The sequence below is a fragment of the Parahaliea mediterranea genome (assembly GCF_017255185.1).
Lineage (GTDB): Bacteria > Pseudomonadota > Gammaproteobacteria > Pseudomonadales > Halieaceae > JAFKCZ01.
In genome coordinates this window covers 32,628-50,641 of sequence record NZ_JAFKCZ010000007.1, presented here as the reverse complement: position 1 = coordinate 50,641, position 18,014 = coordinate 32,628, and the positions used below count along the sequence as shown (strand labels likewise).

The following is an 18,014-nucleotide window of genomic DNA, read 5'->3' as shown; positions in this document are numbered from 1 at the left end:
AAATCCCGCATGCCAGAACAGCCCGACAAACCCGACCCGCGCACACCCTCACCGCCCTACGGCTACTCCCGCGAGTGCCACTACGGCCGGGAGGAGCAGATTCATATTGTCGCCAAGTTCCACGCCCACAAGATCCGCCCCAGCCGCATCGCCTACCGGGTGGGTATCGATATCGCCTTTATCGAGGCGCTGATCGCGGGGGAGGTCGAGCCCAGGCGGTTCCCGCAACTGGTGGCCGGCTACCGCCGCCAGCGCTACCAGAGCCGCATGCGAGATACCACGCGTCAGTCGGGCAATGCGCGCTATGAAATGCAGCAGGTGATCGAGCGGGAGTTCCAGCAGGAAGTGGATTTGTAGGCGCTATTCTTTTTGGCTCTGCGCCGCCGCCCTTTCGGCCAGCCGCATTTCCTGCTGCTCCAGTTGTGTAATCCTGCGCTCCACCGCCTCGCGTTGTTCCTGGGGCACGGTCTTGAGGTGGGCCTTTTCGCGTTTTACCGCCTGGCGCGCCGCTTCCTGTCGCTGCTTGAGTTCCTCCAGGCTGGCGGCCTCTTCCGCCTTGTCGAAAATTTTCTCCTCCGGGGCCGGGGTTTCGGCCGCGGCGGTTTGCGCGCGGTGCATCACCGGCTGCTCGGGTATCACCGCCGCCGTCGGGTCCAGCTGGCGCTGGTTCATGAACGCGGGGGAGACGATCTCCACGCCGTTGCCGTGGAGGTGCTCCAGGACTTTCTTGCGCAGGTTGGAGCGCGAGCTCAGGGGGTGCTTCATCTCCGGGAGGAAACCGCAGACGCGGTAGAGTACGGCGTGGTCGAGCAGCTCCTGCACCAGTACGAAGGGTTCCAGCAGGTCCGCGCCCTCCGCCGCCTGTAGCAGCAGTTCCTCCACCCGGGTGTAGGCCACGTCGTAGCCGATCGAGACCTCGGCGGAAATGATGGTGCCGTCCCGGTGCATGACGGTGACCGGGTTATTGACCAGCAGCAGGTTGGGCAGGGTGGTAATGTCCCGCCACTCGGTCTGGATCTGGGTGTGCACCAGGGAGCGCTTGGTGACGCGGCCGAACTCCTGGTTCACGCGCACGTAGTCGCCAGGGCGAAAGGGCTGGGTGAGGTGCAGCATGACACCGGCCATGGCGTTGGACACGAAGGTGGTGGAGGACAATGCGATCACCGCGGTGAGCACCACCCCCAGCAGGCTGAGGATCTGGCCCTGGGTCTCGTCGGACACCGGCAGCAGGATGACGATGACGATAATGGCCAGGGAGATGATGATCCAGTTCATCAGCTGGTACAGCAGTCCCGCGGTGCCCTGTTGGCTGCGCCGCGCCACCCAGGTGGCGGCGGCCACGATCAGCGCGGTGATCGCCGCCACGGTCAGCGTCGGCCACAGGCCGTGGAACAGCTCCAGGAATGGGGTCATAGCGGGAAGGTTTCCGGGATTCGTGTTTAAATTCGTCTCAGCTTAACCAGTCCACATTCTGAAATAAACCGGAAGCCATTATGACCGCAATCACCCGCATCCTGCTCCTGCCGCTTGTATTGCTATATTGCAATGCAGCGCTGGCCGGGGAAGACAACAGTGAACCGGCCGCGCAGGTCGAAGCGAAAAAAACCATCCCCGAGCCCCTTCACGCCGTATCGCAGCACCGCGCGAAGATCGGCGGTTCCACGGTTGCCTACACCGCCGTCGCCGGCCAGCTGCTGATGAAGGACGAGGCGGGTGAGCCCATCGCCCTGTTTGGCTACACCGCTTATACCAAGGACGACGCCGATCCGCGGCAGCGCCCGGTGATGTTCGCCTACAACGGCGGCCCCGGTTCCGCGTCCATGTGGCTGCACATGGGTATCCTGGGACCCCAGCGCACGGTGATCGAGGATGGCGGTTTCGCCTCGGTGGGTCCGTTCCAGCGCGTAAACAACGAATACAGCATTCTCGATCGGGCCGACCTGGTGATGATCGACCCGGTGGGCACCGGTTTCTCCGAGGCCGTGGGCGAGGCCAAGGGCGAGGACTTCTGGGGTGTCGACCAGGACATCGAGTCGGTGTCCAACTTCATTGCCCGCTGGGTTACCGACAACGGCCGCTGGCAGTCGCCCAAGTACCTGCTGGGCGAAAGTTACGGCGGCATCCGCAGCGGTGGCGTGGCCTACGAACTGCTGCAGGCCCACTCACTGACCCTGAACGGGGTGATCCTGGTGTCGCCCTACATGGATTTCGCCGCCGGTAACGCCGGCCTGGCCATGGATTTGCCCTACGTCAATTACTTCAGCACCTACGCCGCCACCGCCTGGTACCACAAGGCGATCGACGACCGGCCCGGGGACCTGCAGGCCTTCCTGCGCGAGGCGGAGCGCTTCGCCGCGGAGGAGTACGCGCCGCTGCTGTTCAAGGGCGCCAGCGCCAGCGCCGCCGAGCGCCAGCGGGTGCTCGCGGGCATGGAGCGCTTCACCGGCATCAGCGCCGAGTATTGGGACCGCGCCAACCTGCGGGTGGACGAGAGCCGCTTCGCCAAGGAGCTGCTGCGTGAGCGCCGCCAGACCACGGGCCGCATCGATTCGCGCTTCGTCAACGACGGCCTGAATCACATCGGCGAGCAGTTCACCTACGACCCCTTCTTCCCCGCGGTCGGCCCCGCCTTCGTGGCCACTTTCAACGACTATTACCGCGAAGAACTGGGTGTGGACAGCGACCGCAAGTACATCACCTCCGGCGGCCTGTGGAAGCACTGGGACAACACCCACGAGCAGCCCGGCCAGACCCAGTACGCCAAGGTGCCCTACGCCAACACCGCCGTGGACCTGGCCTACGCCATGGTGCAAAACCCCAACATGCGCCTGCTGGTGCAGCAGGGCTACTACGACCTGGCCACGCCCTACGGCGCCACCGAGCACTTCCTCAATCACCTGCTGATTCCCGAGCGCCTGCGGGACAACATCTCGGTGGAGCACTACGAGGCGGGGCACATGATGTATATCCACCCGGCGTCCATGGAGCGCTTCAAGGCGGACCTGGCGGCCTTTATCGACGCCGGCGCGCAGTAGTTACTGTTCCCGGCACACCTGGCGAAAGCCCGCGGCCACAAAGGGAATCATGTGGTCGTAGGCGGCCTGGAAGTCCGCCGATTGGCAGCTGCCGCCGGACAGCTTGTCGATGCGCCCGGTCTGCGCCAGGGTGAGGGTCAGCGCCCCGGAGAGGTTGTGGTAGCACCAGAAGATATCCTCCTCCCGGGCCCCCGGCAGGGCCGTGCGCAGGGCGTCGATGAACTCCAGCACCAGCTCGTCGAACAGTTTCGACATCATCCGCGGCCCCCAGTAGGGGGAGTTGTTGATATACGCGATCAGCGCCAGGTAGTGGCGCCAGCCCGGATCGCCGGTTTCCTGGGCCAATTCCAGCGGGCGCAGGAAGGCCTCGATGATCTGTTCCACCGTGGGGCCCCCGCTGCCTGACTCCCGCTGGCACTGGTGCAGGGCCTCCAGCCGCGCCTCGTTGAGCAGGGCGGCGCGGCGCTCGAACACCGCGTTGAACAGGTCCAGCTTCTTGCCGTAGTGGTAGTTGGCCAGGGCCACGTCGACCTTGGCGCCGGCGGCGATCTGGCGCAGCGTCACCCCGTCGTAGCCGTGGAGGGCAAAAAGCTCCTCGGCGACATCCAGGATTTTCTCGCGTTTGGTCTGGCTGCGGTGGGTGGCCATGGCGTTCTGCTTTTGTGACTGGAGGGCGGACGATAGCATAGAAGAAATTCAACGTTTGTTGAATCGCCGCGCCGGCTGGTCCAGAATGCTCCCCAGTCTGCGATAACGATAAAGCCCGGAGCGACCGCGATGACCCCCGAACTGTTCAAATACCTGCTCAGCGGCGCCTATGTGGCGCTGGTGTTTTATCTCTCCTGGGTGGGCATGCGCCGCACCCGGGACATCCGCGGGTTTTCCATCGGCAACAAGGACATGAACCCCTACCTGATCGGCATCACCCTGGCGGCGTCGATCGCTTCCACCGCCACCTTCGTGATCAACCCGGGCTTCGTCTACGTCCACGGCCTGTCGGCCTACCTGCACTACGGTGTGGCCGGCTCGCTGGGTATCCTGACGGCCTTCCTGGTGCTGACCCGGGGCTTTTTGCGCCTGGGGGAGGAACACAGCGCCCTTACTATCCCGCAGTGGATCTACTACCGCTACAACCACCGCGGCTTCAGCCTGTTCTTCGCCTTCATCAACCTGTTGTCGATCACCTTCGTGGTGCTGATCCTGGTGGGCTGCAGCCTGCTGGTCACCGGCCTGTTTCCGGTGGAGCAAAAGACCGCCCTGGTGCTGGTGCTGCTGTTTGTGTTCGCCTACGTGCTGATGGGCGGCACCTACGCCCACGCCTACACCAACACCTTGCAGGGCGTGATGATGCTGGGCATCACCCTGCTGCTGTTTGTCCAGGGCTGGAAGTACTTCCAGGGCGACTTCGCCGGTGCGCTGCGGCGGGTGGGGACCGACTACGCCGCGGCCTTCAACCGCGGCAGCGACCTCTATTCCGATGTGTTCTCGGTATTTGTCAGCGGTTTCATCATCACTTTCGCGCTGATGCTGCAGCCGCACATCCTGACCAAGGTGCTGTACCTGCGCAGCGAGCGGGATATTGGCAAGTTCATCGGCACTACAGTAGTGGTCGGCTCGATCTTCACCCTGATGCTGATGATCGGTTTCTACGCCCGCCTGGCCGGCCTCGAGGTGCCGGCGCAGGACACCGTGGTGCGCGAGTACCTGCTGCACGAGTTCGGGGGCTCGCCCGCGGGGCAGTACCTGCTGGTGTTTATCTTTATCACCCTGCTGGCCGCGGGGATGAGTACCCTGGACGGCATCCTGGTGTCGCTGTCGGCGATGGTGGTTACCGACATCGTCGGCCCCCTGCGCGGCGGGCGCGGTGAGAGTGGCGAGGGCGGCGCGCGCCCCGGACTTGCTCTGTCCCGCTGGGTGCTGGTCGCCGTCGGGGTGATCGGCCTGCTGCTGGCCTGGGACCCGCCGCCCCTGATCGGCCTCTTCGCGCAAAAGGGCGTGTACGGACTGGCGGCGGCCTCGGCGGTGCCGGTGCTGTTCGGGGTGCTGGTGCGGCGCCATATCCCCCTGCCGGTGGTCGCCGTCGCCGCCGCCCTGGGTCTGGGCGTCCACCTGGGTTTGAACCTTCCGGGGATCGTGCCCAATCCCGCGGTCTCCTCCAGCTACGCCATCCTGGTGTCCCTGGCGTTCGGCCTGGCGGGCCTGTGGCTGACCCGCGACGGTGTGGTGGCCGGGGCGGGACGTTCCACGCGGGGACGTTCCACGCGGGGACGTTCCACGCGGGGACGTTCCACGCGGGGACGTTCCACGCCGGGAGAATCGCGGGCTTGACAATTCAACATCTGTTGAATATCTTGCAGAAATTCAACGGACGTTGAATTTGGCTTCGGCCAAACCGACAGGACCCAATCGCATAACGTTAATTACAGGTGGTCATCATGAAAGTACGTGCCCAGCGCTCCGCGCTCGCCATGGCTGTCGTTCTCGCCTCGGCAACCGAAATTCCCGCCGTTCACGCCCAGGACAGCGACGCCCTCATGCTCGAGGAGGTGGTGGTCACCGCGCGCCGCCGCTCGGAAAACCTGCAGGACGTCCCCCTGGCGGTGACCGCGTTTTCCGGTGACGCCCTCGACATGCGGGGCATCTCCGACATCAGTGAGCTGGCCCAGGCGGTGCCCAGCGTGACCCTGGAACCCTCCCGCGCCACCAGCACCACGCTGACCGCTTTCATCCGCGGGGTGGGGCAGCAGGACCCGCTGGCGGGCTTCGAGCAGGGCGTGGCCCTGTATCTCGACGATGTCTATATCGCCCGTCCCCAGGCGGCGCTGCTCGATGTCTACGATGTGGAGCGCATCGAAGTGCTGCGCGGCCCCCAGGGCACGCTCTACGGCCGCAACGCGGTGGGCGGCGCCATCAAGTACGTCACCCGGCGCCTGGGCGATGAGCCGGAACTGCGCCTCAAGGCCTCCTACGGCAGCTACAACCAGGTGGATCTGGTGGGCACTGGCAGCATGCCGCTGGGCGATACCGTCAAGGTGGGGGCCACGGTAGCCTCCCTGACCCGCGACGGTTTCGGCGAGAACCGCACCACCGGCGACGAGCACTACGACAAGGACCTGTTCGCCTACCGCCTGAGCGCCGAGTGGGCGCCCGCCGACAGCCTGCTGGTGCGCCTGGCCTACGACAAGAGCGAGGACAAGACCAACCCGGTGGCCGGCCACCGGCCCTATCCCGGGGCGGCCAGTGGCGCCCCGGTGCTGGACGATATCTACGATACGCGCTCGGGGGCCTCGGAGCTGCCCTCCACCGCGGGTATCGACGGCAACAACGAAATCGAGGCTGAGGGCTTCATGGTCTCGGTGGATTGGGACCTGAGCCCCGCCGCGACGCTGCGTTCGATCACCGCCTGGCGGGAGGACTATACCGAGTCGGTGATCGACTTCGACAGCCTGGCGGAGATGGACATGGACGCGCCGGTGATCTACGACAACGAGCAGTTCAGCCAGGAATTCCAGTTGCTCTACAGCAGTGAACGCTGGAACGCGGTGGCGGGTTTCTACTACCTGGACGCGACCGCGTCCAACGATTTCGACGTGGTGCTGGGGCAGCTCAATGTCATACCCGGCTTCCCGGGAATAACGGCCTATACCGGGGGCGAAGTGGACACCGAGGCCTGGTCGGTATTCGCCGACGTCACCTACAACCTCACCGACCGGCTGGCCCTGTCGGTAGGCGGGCGCTACACCGAGGACGAGCGCACCGCGGACGTGTTCCGCGGCCAGTACGCCGGATTCGGATCGCCCTTTTTCGGCAACGACGGCGCCCTGTTCCTGGCCGCCACCAGCGACTACGAGGCGGACAAGACCTACACCGACTTCTCGCCGCGGGTGAATCTGAGCTACGCCGTGAGTGACGATGTCACCCTCTACGGCGGTTACTCCCAGGGCTGGAAGGCCGGTAGCTTCGACCCTCGCGGCGCCAACTTCGTCACCCCCGAAGTGGAGAAGGGCTTTGATCCGGAGACCCTGGATTCCTACGAGATAGGGGTCAAGTCCAGCTGGCTGGGCGGGCGCGCGGTGACCAACGTCGCGGTGTTCTACAGCGATTACCAGGACATGCAGATACCGGGCTCCATTGGTTTCGACACTGACGGCGACGGTGTCAACGACGACTTCGTGGGCACCGTGACCAACGCCGGTCAGGCGGAGATCTCGGGCATCGAGCTGGAGGGCAGCGTGCTGTTCAGCGAGCACTTCAGCGCCCAGGTGGCGTTGAGCTTCCTCGACGCCAGCATCGAGGAGTGGATCTTCAACGGCGTCGACGTGTCCGATCAGCGCGAGGTGCAAAATACGCCGGAGGAAATGGCCTACCTCGGCCTCACCTACACCAATGGCCTGCTGGGCGGGGATGTCACGGTCAACGCCAACTGGTCCTACAAGGGCGACATCACCCAGTTCGAGGTTCCCTCGCCGGTGCTCGACCAGGAGGCCTACGACGTGATCAACGCCAGCCTGGTGTGGATCAGCGGCGACCAGCACTGGCTGCTGGGTCTCTACGGCAAGAACCTCGCCGACGAGGAGATCAAGACCGCGGGCTACTGTTTCGGTTTCCAGGATTGCCCCTCGTCCCTGGGTCTGGAGGACAACACCACCGTGTTCTACGCGCCGCCGCGCACCGTGACGGCGACCGTGGAATACCGGTTCTGAGCGGCGCCGCGGGGTGAATAGGGTGGATAACATGACTGGCTTCGAGGCGTCCGGCTTCGAGGCGCCCGGCTTCGAGGCGCCCGTACCCCAGCTGCCGGAGATCCTGGCCCTGCACGGCAAGTGGCGCGGGGAGAAGGAGGCCGCGGTGTGCGGCGAGGCGCGCTGGAACTGGGCGCAATTTTGCGCCGCCAACCACCGTTTCGCCCACGGCCTGCTGGCGGCCGGGGTGGCGCCGGGGGAACGGGTGGGCATTGTGATGTCCAACGGCCTGCCGATGCTGCAGGCCCTGTTCGGCACCATGGCCGCGGGAGCGGTGTCGGTGCCGATCAATCTCTCGGTCAGCGACGAGGCCCTGTTGTCGATGCTCGCCGACGCGGAGGTCTCCGCGCTGGTGGTCAGCGCCGACCAGCTGCCGCGCCTGGCCGCCCTCGAGGCCGGCCTGCCGCCCTCCCTGGGGCTGCGCATCTGCGCGGGGGAGGTCGCCGCGGGGTGGCGGGAGCTGGGCGAATTCTGCGACGGGCGGCCGGACACCCTGCCGGACATTGACCTGGGCGACGACGCGCCGCTGAATATCATCTACAGCTCGGGCACCACCGGCCTGCCCAAGGGCATCCTGCACAGCTTTCGCAGCCGCCGGGACTGGGCCTACGACCTGGCGATCGCCCTGCGCTACCACGGCGCCGCGCGCACCCTGCTCACCATCGGCCTGTACTCCAACATCTCCTGGGTGGCGATGTTGTGTACCCTGCTGGCCGGTGGCACGGTGGTGGTGCACACCCGCTTTGACGCCGCGGACTTTCTGCGCACGGTGGCGGCCGAGGGCATTACCCACACCGCGATGGTGCCGATCCAGTTCCAGCGCGTCGTGCAGTGCCTGGAAGGCGCACCGCGAAGCGCGCCGCCAAGCGGCGCGCACAGCGTGGCCACCATGCAGGCCATGATGAGTTGCGGCTCGCCCCTGCGCGAGGATCTCAAGCGGGACATCTTCCGCCATTTCGCCTGCGGTATCGTCGAACTCTACGGCCTGACCGAGGGCATTATCACCACCCTGGACCCGGAGGATGCCGAGGGGCGCTGGGCCTCGGTAGGCCGGCCCCTGCTGGGCACCGACCTGTGCATTATCGACGACGACGACCGCCCGCTGCCGGCCAACCGCAGCGGCGAGATCGTGTCCCGGGGCCGCATTACCATGCCCGGGTACTGGCGCCGCGAGGACGCCAACCGCGAGGCCCGATTCGTTGACGACAGCGGCCGCCAGTGGCTGCGTTCCGGTGATATCGGCTATGTCGACGAGGCCGGCTTCCTGTACATTGTGGATCGCAAGAAGGACATGATCCTCAGCGGTGGGCAGAACGTGTACCCCCAGGATATCGAGGCGGTGGTGGCGCGGCACCCGGGGGTGGACGACGTCGCGGTGATCGGCGCCGCCAGCGAGCGCTGGGGGGAGACACCCGTGGCCCTGGTGGTGGCCAGTGCCGCCAACGGCGCGCGGGCAGAGGCTATTCTGGGCTGGGCCAACGGGCGCCTGGGCAAGCAACAGCGGCTGGCGGATGTGCTGCTGGTCGACGAGCTGCCGCGCAACCCCAACGGCAAGATCCTCAAGCGGGACCTGCGCCGCCAATTCAGCGAACTGCGCTATGACTGACAACGGCATGCAACACTACGACGACATCCACTATCGCGGCGCCGACGGCCTGGGGCTCTACGCCCGCGACTACAATCGCGCCGGCTCCTCGGCTCCGGTGCTGCTGTGCCTCCACGGACTGACCCGCAACAGCGCCGATTTCGAGGGGCTCGCAAGCGAACTGGCGGGCGACTGCCGCCTGGTCTGTGCCGACCAGCGCGGCCGCGGCCGCTCGGACTACGACCCGAACCCGGCCAACTACCAGCCGGCCACCTACGTGGCCGACATGTTCGCGCTGCTCGATCACCTGGGCCTGGAACAGGTGGTGGTGATCGGTACCTCGATGGGCGGGCTGATGGGCATGATGATGGGCGCGATGCAGCCGGCGCGGCTGCGCGCCCTGGTGCTCAACGACATCGGCCCGGAGGTGAACCCGGCGGGGCTGGCGCGGATCAAGGACTATGTCGGCAAATCGGCGCCGGTGGCCACCTGGGAGGAGGCCGTGGCCCAGGCCCGGGCGATCAACGGCCGCGAATTCCCCGACTTCGACCACACCCGCTGGCTGGCCTTCGCCCGCGCCATCTACCGCGAGCAAAACGGGGTGCCGGTGCTGGCCTACGATCCCGCCATCGCCGCGCCGATCGACGCGGCGGATGCCGCCGCGGTGCCGCCGGACCTGTGGCCCCTGTTCGAGGCCCTGCCGGTGCCGGTGCTGGTGTTGCGGGGCGGGCACTCGGACATTCTCCTGGGTGATTGCGCCACGCGCATGGGCGAACGCGGTCGCAACTGCCAGGTGGTGGAGGTGAGCGGTCGCGGCCATGCGCCGACCCTGGAGGAGGCCGCGGCCCTGGGCGCCATCCGGGCCCTGCTGGACGCGCTGTAGTCGGCATTCCCCCTGTCCGGGGGAATAATTGCCATCCTTCGCCCGTCATTGGCTGTGATACCATATGTCGCTGGATTCAGTACCTGGATTGCCGTTTGACCGTAGACCGCCACAATCCCGCGCCCCCGCACCCGGCCGACAGGCTGGTGGTGGGCGTGTGCACGCGGCGTCGGCCGGGGATGTTGGGGCGGCTGCTCTCCAGCCTGTTGCGTATGCGGCTGCCGGCGTGCTGCCAGGTGTCCGTGCACGTGGTGGAAAACGACGACAGGCCCGCCAACCGCGCCCTGGTGGCCGGTTTCGACGCCAGTTCACCCTTCCCCATCAGCTACCAGCTGGAGACGCGGGTCGGTATTCCCCAGGCCCGCAACTGCCTGCTTGAGCACGCCAGGACCATCGGCGCCAAGGGGCTGGTGTTCGTCGACGATGACGAGGAAGTCGAGCCCGACTGGCTGCTGGCGCTCTGCGCCTATGCCGCTGAAACGAATTGGTCGGCGGTCCTGCAGGGCCGGGTGGTGGCCCAGGTCAGCCCCGCCTGCCAGGATTACCTGCGGCCCTACTTCCAGCGCAAGATTCGCCACACCGGCGAGCAGCTCAACACCTGCGCCAGCAATAATACGCTACTGCCATTGGCGCTGTTGGAAGAGGACGCTCCCGGTTTCGACGAGAGTCGCCCCCGCGACGGCGGCACCGACACCATCTTCTTCTCCCGGCTGGCCAGTCGGGGCGTGCCGATTCTCTACTGCCACGAGGCGGCGGTGGTGGAAACCATACCGCCGGAGCGGGCCAACCTGCGCTACCTGTCGCGGCGCAAATTCCGCGTGGGCCTGCTGCTGGGCAGCGGCAGCGTGCAGGACAAGCCCCGCACCGCCGGTCGCGCGCTGTTTTATGGTCTCAAGGGCGTGGCCAGCCTGCTCCAGGCCGCGGCCTGCGTGCTGGTCCTGCAGCGCGACGCCATGATCCGCGCCTGGTTGCGCGGCTGCCGCAGCCTCGGTTGCGCCCTCGGCTACTTCCGCATGCGCCACCAGCCCTACCTCGAGGTCGAGGGCTTCTGAGACCTGCCGGCGGCGCTCGCCAACAGCAGCGCCAGCGGTATCCAGTAGAAGAACCAGGTGTGGTGCGGCTTGAGCAGCGGCTGGCTGCCGTTGGTCAGCAGGAAAGCCAGGCCCGCCAGCCACCACATGAGCAGCGCTCCGTCATCGCCCCGCCACAGTCGCTCCCGCCACGCCAGCCACAGCGTCCCCCCCAGTTGCCACAGTATCAGGCCGAGGCCGATCACGCCGCCGTAGCGCAGCGTGCCCAACAGCAGGTTGTGCACGTGGGAGTGGTAGGGCTCGCCGAAGCGGGTCAGGGGCAGGTCCGCGCCCAGCCCGTGGCCCAGCCAGGGGTGCCTGGCGGCCTGTTCAACGCCCTGGGACCACAGGTCCAGGCGCACGCTGTAACCCTCCAGGCGGTAGAGGAAGGGAATCCGCTCGAAGCCGGCGAAAAAGGCCAGCAGCAGGGCCAGGCCGGCCAGTGCCAGGCCGGTCGCGAGCCACTGGCGGCCGCTGTGACGCAGGGCGCTCCAGGCCAGGGCGGCCAGCGCCAGCAGGCCCAGCAGCAGGCCGACCTTGCTCTGTGACAGCAGGGCCGACAGCAGGCTCAGCGGCAGCGTGCACCACAGCCAGGGGCGCCAGCGCGGTGACCAGTGTCGCAGGCCCCAGGCGCAAAACAGGCAACTGAGGCCGTGCAGGGCGGCGTTGACGTTGATGTCGCCGCGCAGCGATATCCCCGCCATGCGCGGCCAGTCGCCACTCTCCAGGGCCTGTGGCAGGTACTGCGCCAGGCCGGTCAGGGCCGAGGGCAGGGCGGCCAGGACGATGGCCCGCGGCAGCAGCGCGGGGAGGTTCGGGTAACGCGCCCGTGCGAGGTGGCTGCCACCCAGCAGGGCGGCCAGAAACAGGGCGGGCTTGACCAGGTCCCAGTACTGCGGGCCCGCCGCGCCGGTTCCCGCCAGCCCCCAGGTGGTGCTCAGGGCGAGGTACAGCGGCAGGGGCAGGAATACCAGGGCCTGGAGCGGGGGCATGGCCAGCGCGCCCGGCCGCAGCAGGGCCAGCACCACCACCGGCAGCAACACCAGCAGGTAGAAGCAGCGGGCCACGGCGCCGTAGTCCGGAAACAGGTAGAACCCGGCGCTCATCAGCAGCAGGCCGAGGGCGACGACCGGGGCCAGGGCGCGCGGCAGGGGGGAGTGATGAATCAGTTGCTGGACTCCTGTTTTGCCGGATACGGCCCGGCCGGGCAAGTGATCAACACTCCCGGCGGGCATCGGGCAACCAGCCGTGGATACCGAAATCGCCGTGCCGCGCCTGGCGCGCCAGCAGCTGCTCGATGGCGTTGTCGAGGTCCCGCAGGCGCTGGCCCGCCTTGCGCCGCGCCAGCGCCGGCACCAGGTCCGCCAGCGGCAGCATGTCGGGCCAGCCCAGGCCGTCGATCACGTACAGGCGTTCGGCGCGGCCGTCGCGGCACTGCACCACCATGTTGTGCAGCAGCAGGCGGCGGGAGGGCATGCCCAGTGTGCGCCAGCGCTCGCCGAAGCGCGCCAGGGCGGACTCCACCCAGCGGTCGCGGCCGCGCTGCCACAGGTACTGCTTCAACGACAGGGCGATGCGGCCGTCGTCGTCGCGCAGCAGGTCGCAGCACAGGCCCTCGCCCAGGTCGGTCGACACGAAGCCGTGGAGTCGGGGGATCAGCTCGAAGGCTTCCTGGCCGATACGTCGCTCGATGCGCCGGAAAACCCGGGCCTCCTGGCGGTTGTCGTCAAAGCTGGCCAGGGGCTTGAGGCGCTTGAACAGCGGCGCCGCGCGCCGCTTGGCCGCGGGGGAGCGGTCCGCGCGCAGGGTCTTGATGCAGCGCTCGGGGGAGCGCGGGTCGACAAAACACAGGCGGTTGCCGCCGCGGGCGAAGGCGGCGTCCACGCCCCCGAGTGTGACCACGTCGCGCTGTTGAATAAGGTCGTTGCTCACGGGGCGGGCCTCCCCGCCACCTGGTGCAGCAGCTCGTTGTAGCTGCGGGCGATGTGGGCGCGACTGTAGTGGCGGTCGTAGTGGGCGCGGGCAGTGTCGGCCAGCCGCGCCGCGGCGGCGGGGTCGTCCAGCAGCGAGCGAATGGCGGCGGCCAGGGGGCCGGTTTCGTCCACCGGCGTCAGCAGGCCCGTGACCTCGTGCTCGATCAGTTCCCCCGGCCCCTGGGAGCGGGTGGCGACGATGGGGCAGCCGTGGTACCAGGCCTCCACCACGATGCTGCCCAGGCCCTCGTGGCGCGAGGGGCAGACGAACAGGTCGGCGCTGCGCATCAGTGCGTCCACGTCGTCGCGCCAGCCGAGGAAGCGCACCCTGTCGGCAACGCCCAGTTCCCGCGACAGGTTTTCCAGCGCGGTGCGCTCGGGGCCGTCCCCGGCCAGCCACAGCCAGGCGTCGGGCACCTCGACCAGGGCTCGCAGCAGGACATCGAAGGCCTTGTTGTGGTGCGCGCGGCCCGCGGTCAGCAGCAGGGGCACTCCCTCGGGGGTGTTGAGGGAGGCCCGGGACACCGGCGCGGGGTCGGTCTCGTCGGCGAAATTGGGGATGCGGTACACCCGGTCCGCGGGCATCCCGCCGCGCACCAGGTGATCGCAGATGCCGCGGGTGATGCCGATCCAGTGATCGGCGTGGCGGTAGTACTTGAGGTCATAGTAGTGACCCAGCCGGCACATCAACTGGTAGTTCCCCGGCGGGGTGAGCCCGCTGGCCCGGTTCATGTAGGTCAGTACCACGTCCGGCGCCAGCTTGCGCAGCGCCAGGTGATAGCGCCAGTGGCCGGGCAGGCTGAGGCGGCCGCCGAAGCGGAAGGTCTGCACCGGCACCCCGGCGGCGGCGAAAGCGGATTCGCGCTGGGGATTCTTGCGGGTAAAGGCGAACTGCCGCAGGCCGGGCTGCTCCGCCAGGGCGCAGACCAGCCGGGTGTAGAAGTTCTCGGCGCCGCCGTAGGGTGCGCCGGCGAGGGCCTGTACCACGGTTACCGGATTGTTCACGACGCGCCAACCCAGGCGTAGTCGTGGCTGTAGGGCAGCTCCATGCTGGTCTCGACAATATAGCGGGCGTACAGCGTACAGTTCATTTCCCGGTGGAAAAAGTCCCGGGTATTGGCCGCCCAGTAACGGCGCCGGGCGTCGTCGCGATGAAACGCGGTCACCGACTCGCACAGGTCCCGGGCGGTGTCGAAGTATACCAGCGATTCCGGCGGGAACAGGCTTTGGAAGTCCGCCGCGCGGTGGGTGAACACCAGCAGGCCGTTGCCCCCGAGCTGGGCCATGCGCGCCGAGGAGTACCAGTGGCCGCCCTCCTGCCGGTTCAGGTTGAGGCCCATCTTGCTGGCCGCCAGGGCCTCGTCGTAGTCCCGGCCCCAGGCCCCCGGGACACCGAAGCTGCCGGGGGTGTGGAAGCGCAGCTCCGCGGGCAGGTTGTCGCGCAGGTATTGCACGGTCTGGCCGCGGTCGGTGTAGGCCTCGGACTTGCTGCAGAAGATCAGGTCGTGCTCGAAGTCGTCTCGGGTGCTGTTGTCGGCGCTCTCGATGGCGGGGTCCGCCGGGTTGGGCATGTGCCGCAGCTGTGCCCGCTGGCCGCCGAAGGCGCCCAGTTCGCGCTCGCCGGTGGATACGAACATGTAATCCACCACCGCGCAGCGGTGCTCGATCTTGGCGTAGTTTTCGGGGACGAACAGCGGGTCGTTGTTGAGCCCGGCGATGACCACTCCCGGGCAGAGCCGGCGCAGGGCCTCGAGGGTGTCGTTGCCGATGATGTCGCAGTGGCCCACCAGCACCAGTTCCGGGGCGAAGGCCTCGGCGGTTTGCAGCAGGCGCTTGTTGGCCTGCCGGGCGCCGAGGTCGCGGATGCCCAGGGGGGCCTCGAAGGCCGCCACGTCGCGGTCGGAGAAGCGCTGCACCAGGTAGTCGTTCTTTACCAGGCCGTGGTACAGCTTCTGGGCCCAGCTTACGCGGGTGTGGCCGTACTTGCGCAGCTGTTGGTGGGCGACGTGCAGGATGCGCATCAGGCGGATCTCCCGAGGTCTTTCAGGCCCTGCCGGTAGACCTCCAGGGTGGCCTCCGCCTGGGCCCGCAGGGTGAATTGTGGCGGCAGTTCGATGTGCGCCGGGGGGTGTTCCAGCAGGGCCCGTGTGCGCGCCACCAGGGCCGCCCGGTCGCCCGGCGGCACCAGGCCCTCGGGGAGGGCCGCGCGCAGGGACTCGGCCGGGCCGCCCTCGTCCCAGGCCACCACCGGCACCCCCGTGGCCAGGGCCTCGATCACGGTGCGGCCGAAGGGCTCGGGTTTCTGCGACAGGTTGAAAACCAGCGTCGAGTGCCGGTACAGGCGGTCCATGTCCGCGCGGTGGCCGAGGAAGCTGAGGTGGTTGTCCAGGCCCAGCTGGCGCGCCTGGGCACGCAGTTGGGCCAGGTAGTCGTCCTTGCCCGGCGTCGGTTCGCCGGCGATCAGGCCGTGGCACTCGCAGCCGGCGCGCAGCAGGTCAGCCACCAGGTGAATGAACTCCCGCTGCCCCTTCCAGGGGCTCAGCCGGCCGGGCATCAACAGCAGGGCCTTGCCCTTCGTCCGCGGGTAGTCCCGTTCGAAATCGCGCAGCCACTGGCCCTCGGCCAGGGGGGGGCGGCCGCCGAACTGTTCGGTATCCACGCCGCGGTGTATGACCCGGATGCGCGTGGGCTCGACCCGCGGATAGTTTTCCAGGATGTAGTCGCGCACGCATTCGGAAATGGCGATCACCCGGTCGCCGCGGCCCATGATGGCGCTGTAGCGGTTGACCGAGTACAGGCCGTGGAAGGTGGACACCAGCAGCGGCCGCCGCGCGGCGGGCAGCGGTTTGAGCGCCAGCCACACCATCCACGCCGGGACTCGCGAGCGCACGTGGATCACGTCGGCATCGAGCCGCAGCAGCTCGCGGCGCAGGCGGCGCACCCGCAGCAGCGAAAGTGGCGACTTGGCGTGGACGGGGAAGGCGATGTGGCGGCTGCCCTCGCTTTCGAGCTGCGGCTGGAGCCGACCCCCGTTGGACATCACCAGGGACTCGTGCCCCTGCGCGACCAGTGTCCTGGCGAAGTCCAGCGTGCCCCGTTCCACGCCGCCGCTATTTAGGCAAGGCAACACCTGGAGGACTTTCATGGGAAACGGTGGAATCCTGTCGTCGTATGCAATAGTAAAGGTAGTCCGCCACGCGGTCGGCCTCGCGCAGGCCGCGCCGTTGCCGGCCCATGTGGCCTGTCCGGCACAAGTCCGCCAGGCCCGTGACCCAGCCATCCCGCAGCAGTGCGTCCAGCCCGCGGCTGACCCGGCTCTCGCGCTGCCTCGGTACCGGCAGGATACCCACCCGGGCGCCGCTGGTCAGGGCCTCGTAGACCATGGAGGCGCTGTCTTCCGACACCCAGATCACGCCGCAGCCGGCGTAGTGGTCGCGCAGCCACTCGCGGTCCGTGTCCTCCACGGGCACCAGCCGCAGGCGCTCGTCCGCGAGCTGGCGCGCCACGTCGACAAAGGACGCGGGGGTGCGGCGCGAGGTGGTCAGCGTCCAGCGCAGCGCCGGCAGGGCGTCGCGCAACCGCGCGATCTGGTCCAGCATCTGCCGGTCATCCCAGCCGTGATGCTTTGAGGGACCCCCAATCAGGATCAGGCCGCGCCCGGGGTCGGCGCTTTCCTCCGCGGGACGAATGTCGTTCAGGGTACCACAGGTGCGCAGAATCCGGCGGTGGACCCTGGCGCCGTCGTGTTCGGGCACCACGCAGAGGTCGAACAGTCGCAGCGGCAGGCTCGGTTTCAGCAGCGCCACCAGCATGCCGCCAAAGCGCCATTTCAGGCGGATGGCCGGCCAGTGGGTGCGGTGGCCGGTGCACAGAATCAGGGCGGGCCGCTGCTTCAGGGCCGCGGCCTCGGCCAGTGTGTCACGCCCCGCCGTCAGCCAGCCGACCTGGCACTCGGCCCGCTCCGCCATCGCTTCCACCAGGCCCAGCATCTGGCTGCGGTGGCCGGGCTTGCCATCGGTGACGCACCAGATTGTGAGGGGTGTCTGCAAATGCTGCTCCAGTCGGGTTGCGGCTATTTTACACCATGCGTTCACCCGGGCCCGGAATAATGCCCGGTTGCGCGCCGGATTTTTCCAGAGCATGCCGGGTAAACGTGAAAGGGCGGGTGACAGTCCGCTTGCAAAGGGGGGCGGGGCGGGCAGAATAGTGCGATGGTCCGCCAACCGGCGGGGCCGTGACATGGGCGCGGGAGGAATGCGGATGTCAGTGGAAAGTATGCCGGTACTGCGGGAGTGGCACCGCATTGTGGCGCGGCGAGATGCATCGGCCCTGGCTGGCGTGCTCGCCGAGGACTGCGTGTTTCTCTCCCCGGTGGTGCATACCCCCCAGCGCGGGCGCGATCTCACCGCGCTGTACCTCGCCGGCGCGATGCAGGTGTTCAACGAGAGTTTCGCCTACACTAGGGAAGTGGTGCAGGCGCCCCACGCGGTGCTGGAGTTCCAGTGCGAAGTGGACGGCATAGTGATCAACGGGGTGGATATCATCACCGTTGATGAAGAGGGGCTGATCCAGGAGTTCAAGGTCATGATCCGGCCGCTGAAAGCGATTGAGCTGATGCATGCGAAAATGCGCGCCATGCTCGAGCAACTTTCCGCCTAGGCGGTGGTCCATTGAACCCATTTATTCGCCTGTTAGGGATGGCAAGCGCCAACCAAGTGAGGACTCA

At 67.5% G+C, this 18,014-nt stretch carries 16 protein-coding genes; 8 read left to right on the top strand and 8 right to left on the bottom strand.

Features of this window, described 5'->3' with window-relative positions:
• The first annotated feature begins 9 nt into the window (after positions 1-9).
• On the top strand, positions 10-357 hold the full coding sequence (locus JYP50_RS10515; protein WP_206560479.1) for a hypothetical protein: 348 nt from the start codon (positions 10-12) through the stop codon (positions 355-357).
• 3 nt (positions 358-360) lie between these two features.
• On the opposite strand, the gene JYP50_RS10510 is transcribed toward JYP50_RS10515, so the two are convergent.
• Entirely contained in the window at positions 361-1,413 is a 1,053-nt protein-coding gene (locus JYP50_RS10510) for a mechanosensitive ion channel domain-containing protein (protein ID WP_206560478.1), read from the bottom strand.
• 80 nt (positions 1,414-1,493) lie between these two features.
• Between JYP50_RS10510 and JYP50_RS10505 the strand changes: the two genes are divergently transcribed.
• Entirely contained in the window at positions 1,494-3,035 is a 1,542-nt protein-coding gene (locus tag JYP50_RS10505; RefSeq protein ID WP_206560477.1) for a S10 family peptidase, read from the top strand.
• On the opposite strand, the gene JYP50_RS10500 is transcribed toward JYP50_RS10505, so the two are convergent.
• Complete coding sequence (locus JYP50_RS10500; protein ID WP_241263040.1) at positions 3,036-3,722, bottom strand: TetR/AcrR family transcriptional regulator; 687 nt, start codon at positions 3,720-3,722, stop codon at positions 3,036-3,038.
• 90 nt (positions 3,723-3,812) lie between these two features.
• Between JYP50_RS10500 and JYP50_RS10495 the strand changes: the two genes are divergently transcribed.
• The 5 genes from JYP50_RS10495 to JYP50_RS10475 all read left to right on the top strand — a co-directional run bounded on the left by JYP50_RS10495 (position 3,813) and on the right by JYP50_RS10475 (position 11,297).
• On the top strand, positions 3,813-5,363 hold the full coding sequence (locus JYP50_RS10495; RefSeq protein ID WP_206560476.1) for a sodium:solute symporter family transporter: 1,551 nt from the start codon (positions 3,813-3,815) through the stop codon (positions 5,361-5,363).
• 107 nt (positions 5,364-5,470) lie between these two features.
• Positions 5,471-7,738, top strand: a complete 2,268-nt coding sequence (locus JYP50_RS10490) for a TonB-dependent receptor (protein ID WP_206560475.1) — start codon at positions 5,471-5,473, stop codon at positions 7,736-7,738.
• A gap of 31 nt (positions 7,739-7,769) precedes the next feature.
• Positions 7,770-9,383 (top strand): class I adenylate-forming enzyme family protein, encoded by a 1,614-nt coding sequence (locus JYP50_RS10485; protein WP_206560474.1) that lies wholly within the window; start codon positions 7,770-7,772, stop codon positions 9,381-9,383.
• Complete coding sequence (locus JYP50_RS10480; RefSeq protein WP_206560473.1) at positions 9,376-10,245, top strand: alpha/beta fold hydrolase; 870 nt, start codon at positions 9,376-9,378, stop codon at positions 10,243-10,245. The genes JYP50_RS10485 and JYP50_RS10480 overlap by 8 nt, the downstream gene beginning before the upstream one ends.
• A 95-nt stretch (positions 10,246-10,340) precedes the next feature.
• A complete protein-coding gene (locus JYP50_RS10475) occupies positions 10,341-11,297 on the top strand; it encodes a glycosyltransferase family 2 protein (RefSeq protein WP_206560472.1) in 957 nt (318 codons plus the stop codon).
• Here JYP50_RS10475 and JYP50_RS10470 read toward each other — a convergent pair.
• The 6 genes from JYP50_RS10470 to JYP50_RS10445 are packed head-to-tail and all read right to left on the bottom strand — an operon-like array spanning position 11,273 to position 17,337.
• On the bottom strand, positions 11,273-12,526 hold the full coding sequence (locus tag JYP50_RS10470) for an O-antigen ligase family protein (protein WP_206560471.1): 1,254 nt from the start codon (positions 12,524-12,526) through the stop codon (positions 11,273-11,275). The genes JYP50_RS10475 and JYP50_RS10470 overlap by 25 nt on opposite strands.
• Positions 12,527-12,530: 4 nt before the next feature.
• Entirely contained in the window at positions 12,531-13,247 is a 717-nt protein-coding gene (locus tag JYP50_RS10465; protein WP_206560470.1) for a YrbL family protein, read from the bottom strand.
• Positions 13,244-14,293, bottom strand: coding sequence for a glycosyltransferase (locus JYP50_RS10460; protein WP_347136763.1), 1,050 nt, complete (start codon positions 14,291-14,293; stop codon positions 13,244-13,246). The genes JYP50_RS10465 and JYP50_RS10460 overlap by 4 nt, the downstream gene beginning before the upstream one ends.
• Positions 14,290-15,309 carry a glycosyltransferase family protein gene (locus JYP50_RS10455; protein WP_206560469.1) on the bottom strand — a complete coding sequence of 340 codons (1,020 nt, stop codon included), beginning with the start codon at positions 15,307-15,309 and terminating at the stop codon, positions 14,290-14,292. Before JYP50_RS10455 ends, JYP50_RS10460 begins: the two co-directional genes overlap by 4 nt.
• The gene (locus JYP50_RS10450) at positions 15,309-16,433 is read right to left on the bottom strand and encodes a glycosyltransferase family 4 protein (protein WP_206560468.1); all 1,125 of its coding nucleotides are present in this window, start codon (positions 16,431-16,433) and stop codon (positions 15,309-15,311) included. Before JYP50_RS10450 ends, JYP50_RS10455 begins: the two co-directional genes overlap by 1 nt.
• Positions 16,399-17,337 carry a mitochondrial fission ELM1 family protein gene (locus JYP50_RS10445; RefSeq protein ID WP_206560467.1) on the bottom strand — a complete coding sequence of 313 codons (939 nt, stop codon included), beginning with the start codon at positions 17,335-17,337 and terminating at the stop codon, positions 16,399-16,401. Before JYP50_RS10445 ends, JYP50_RS10450 begins: the two co-directional genes overlap by 35 nt.
• A gap of 211 nt (positions 17,338-17,548) precedes the next feature.
• Between JYP50_RS10445 and JYP50_RS10440 the strand changes: the two genes are divergently transcribed.
• The gene (locus tag JYP50_RS10440) at positions 17,549-17,947 is read left to right on the top strand and encodes a nuclear transport factor 2 family protein (protein ID WP_241263039.1); all 399 of its coding nucleotides are present in this window, start codon (positions 17,549-17,551) and stop codon (positions 17,945-17,947) included.
• The last annotated feature ends 67 nt before the right edge of the window (positions 17,948-18,014 follow it).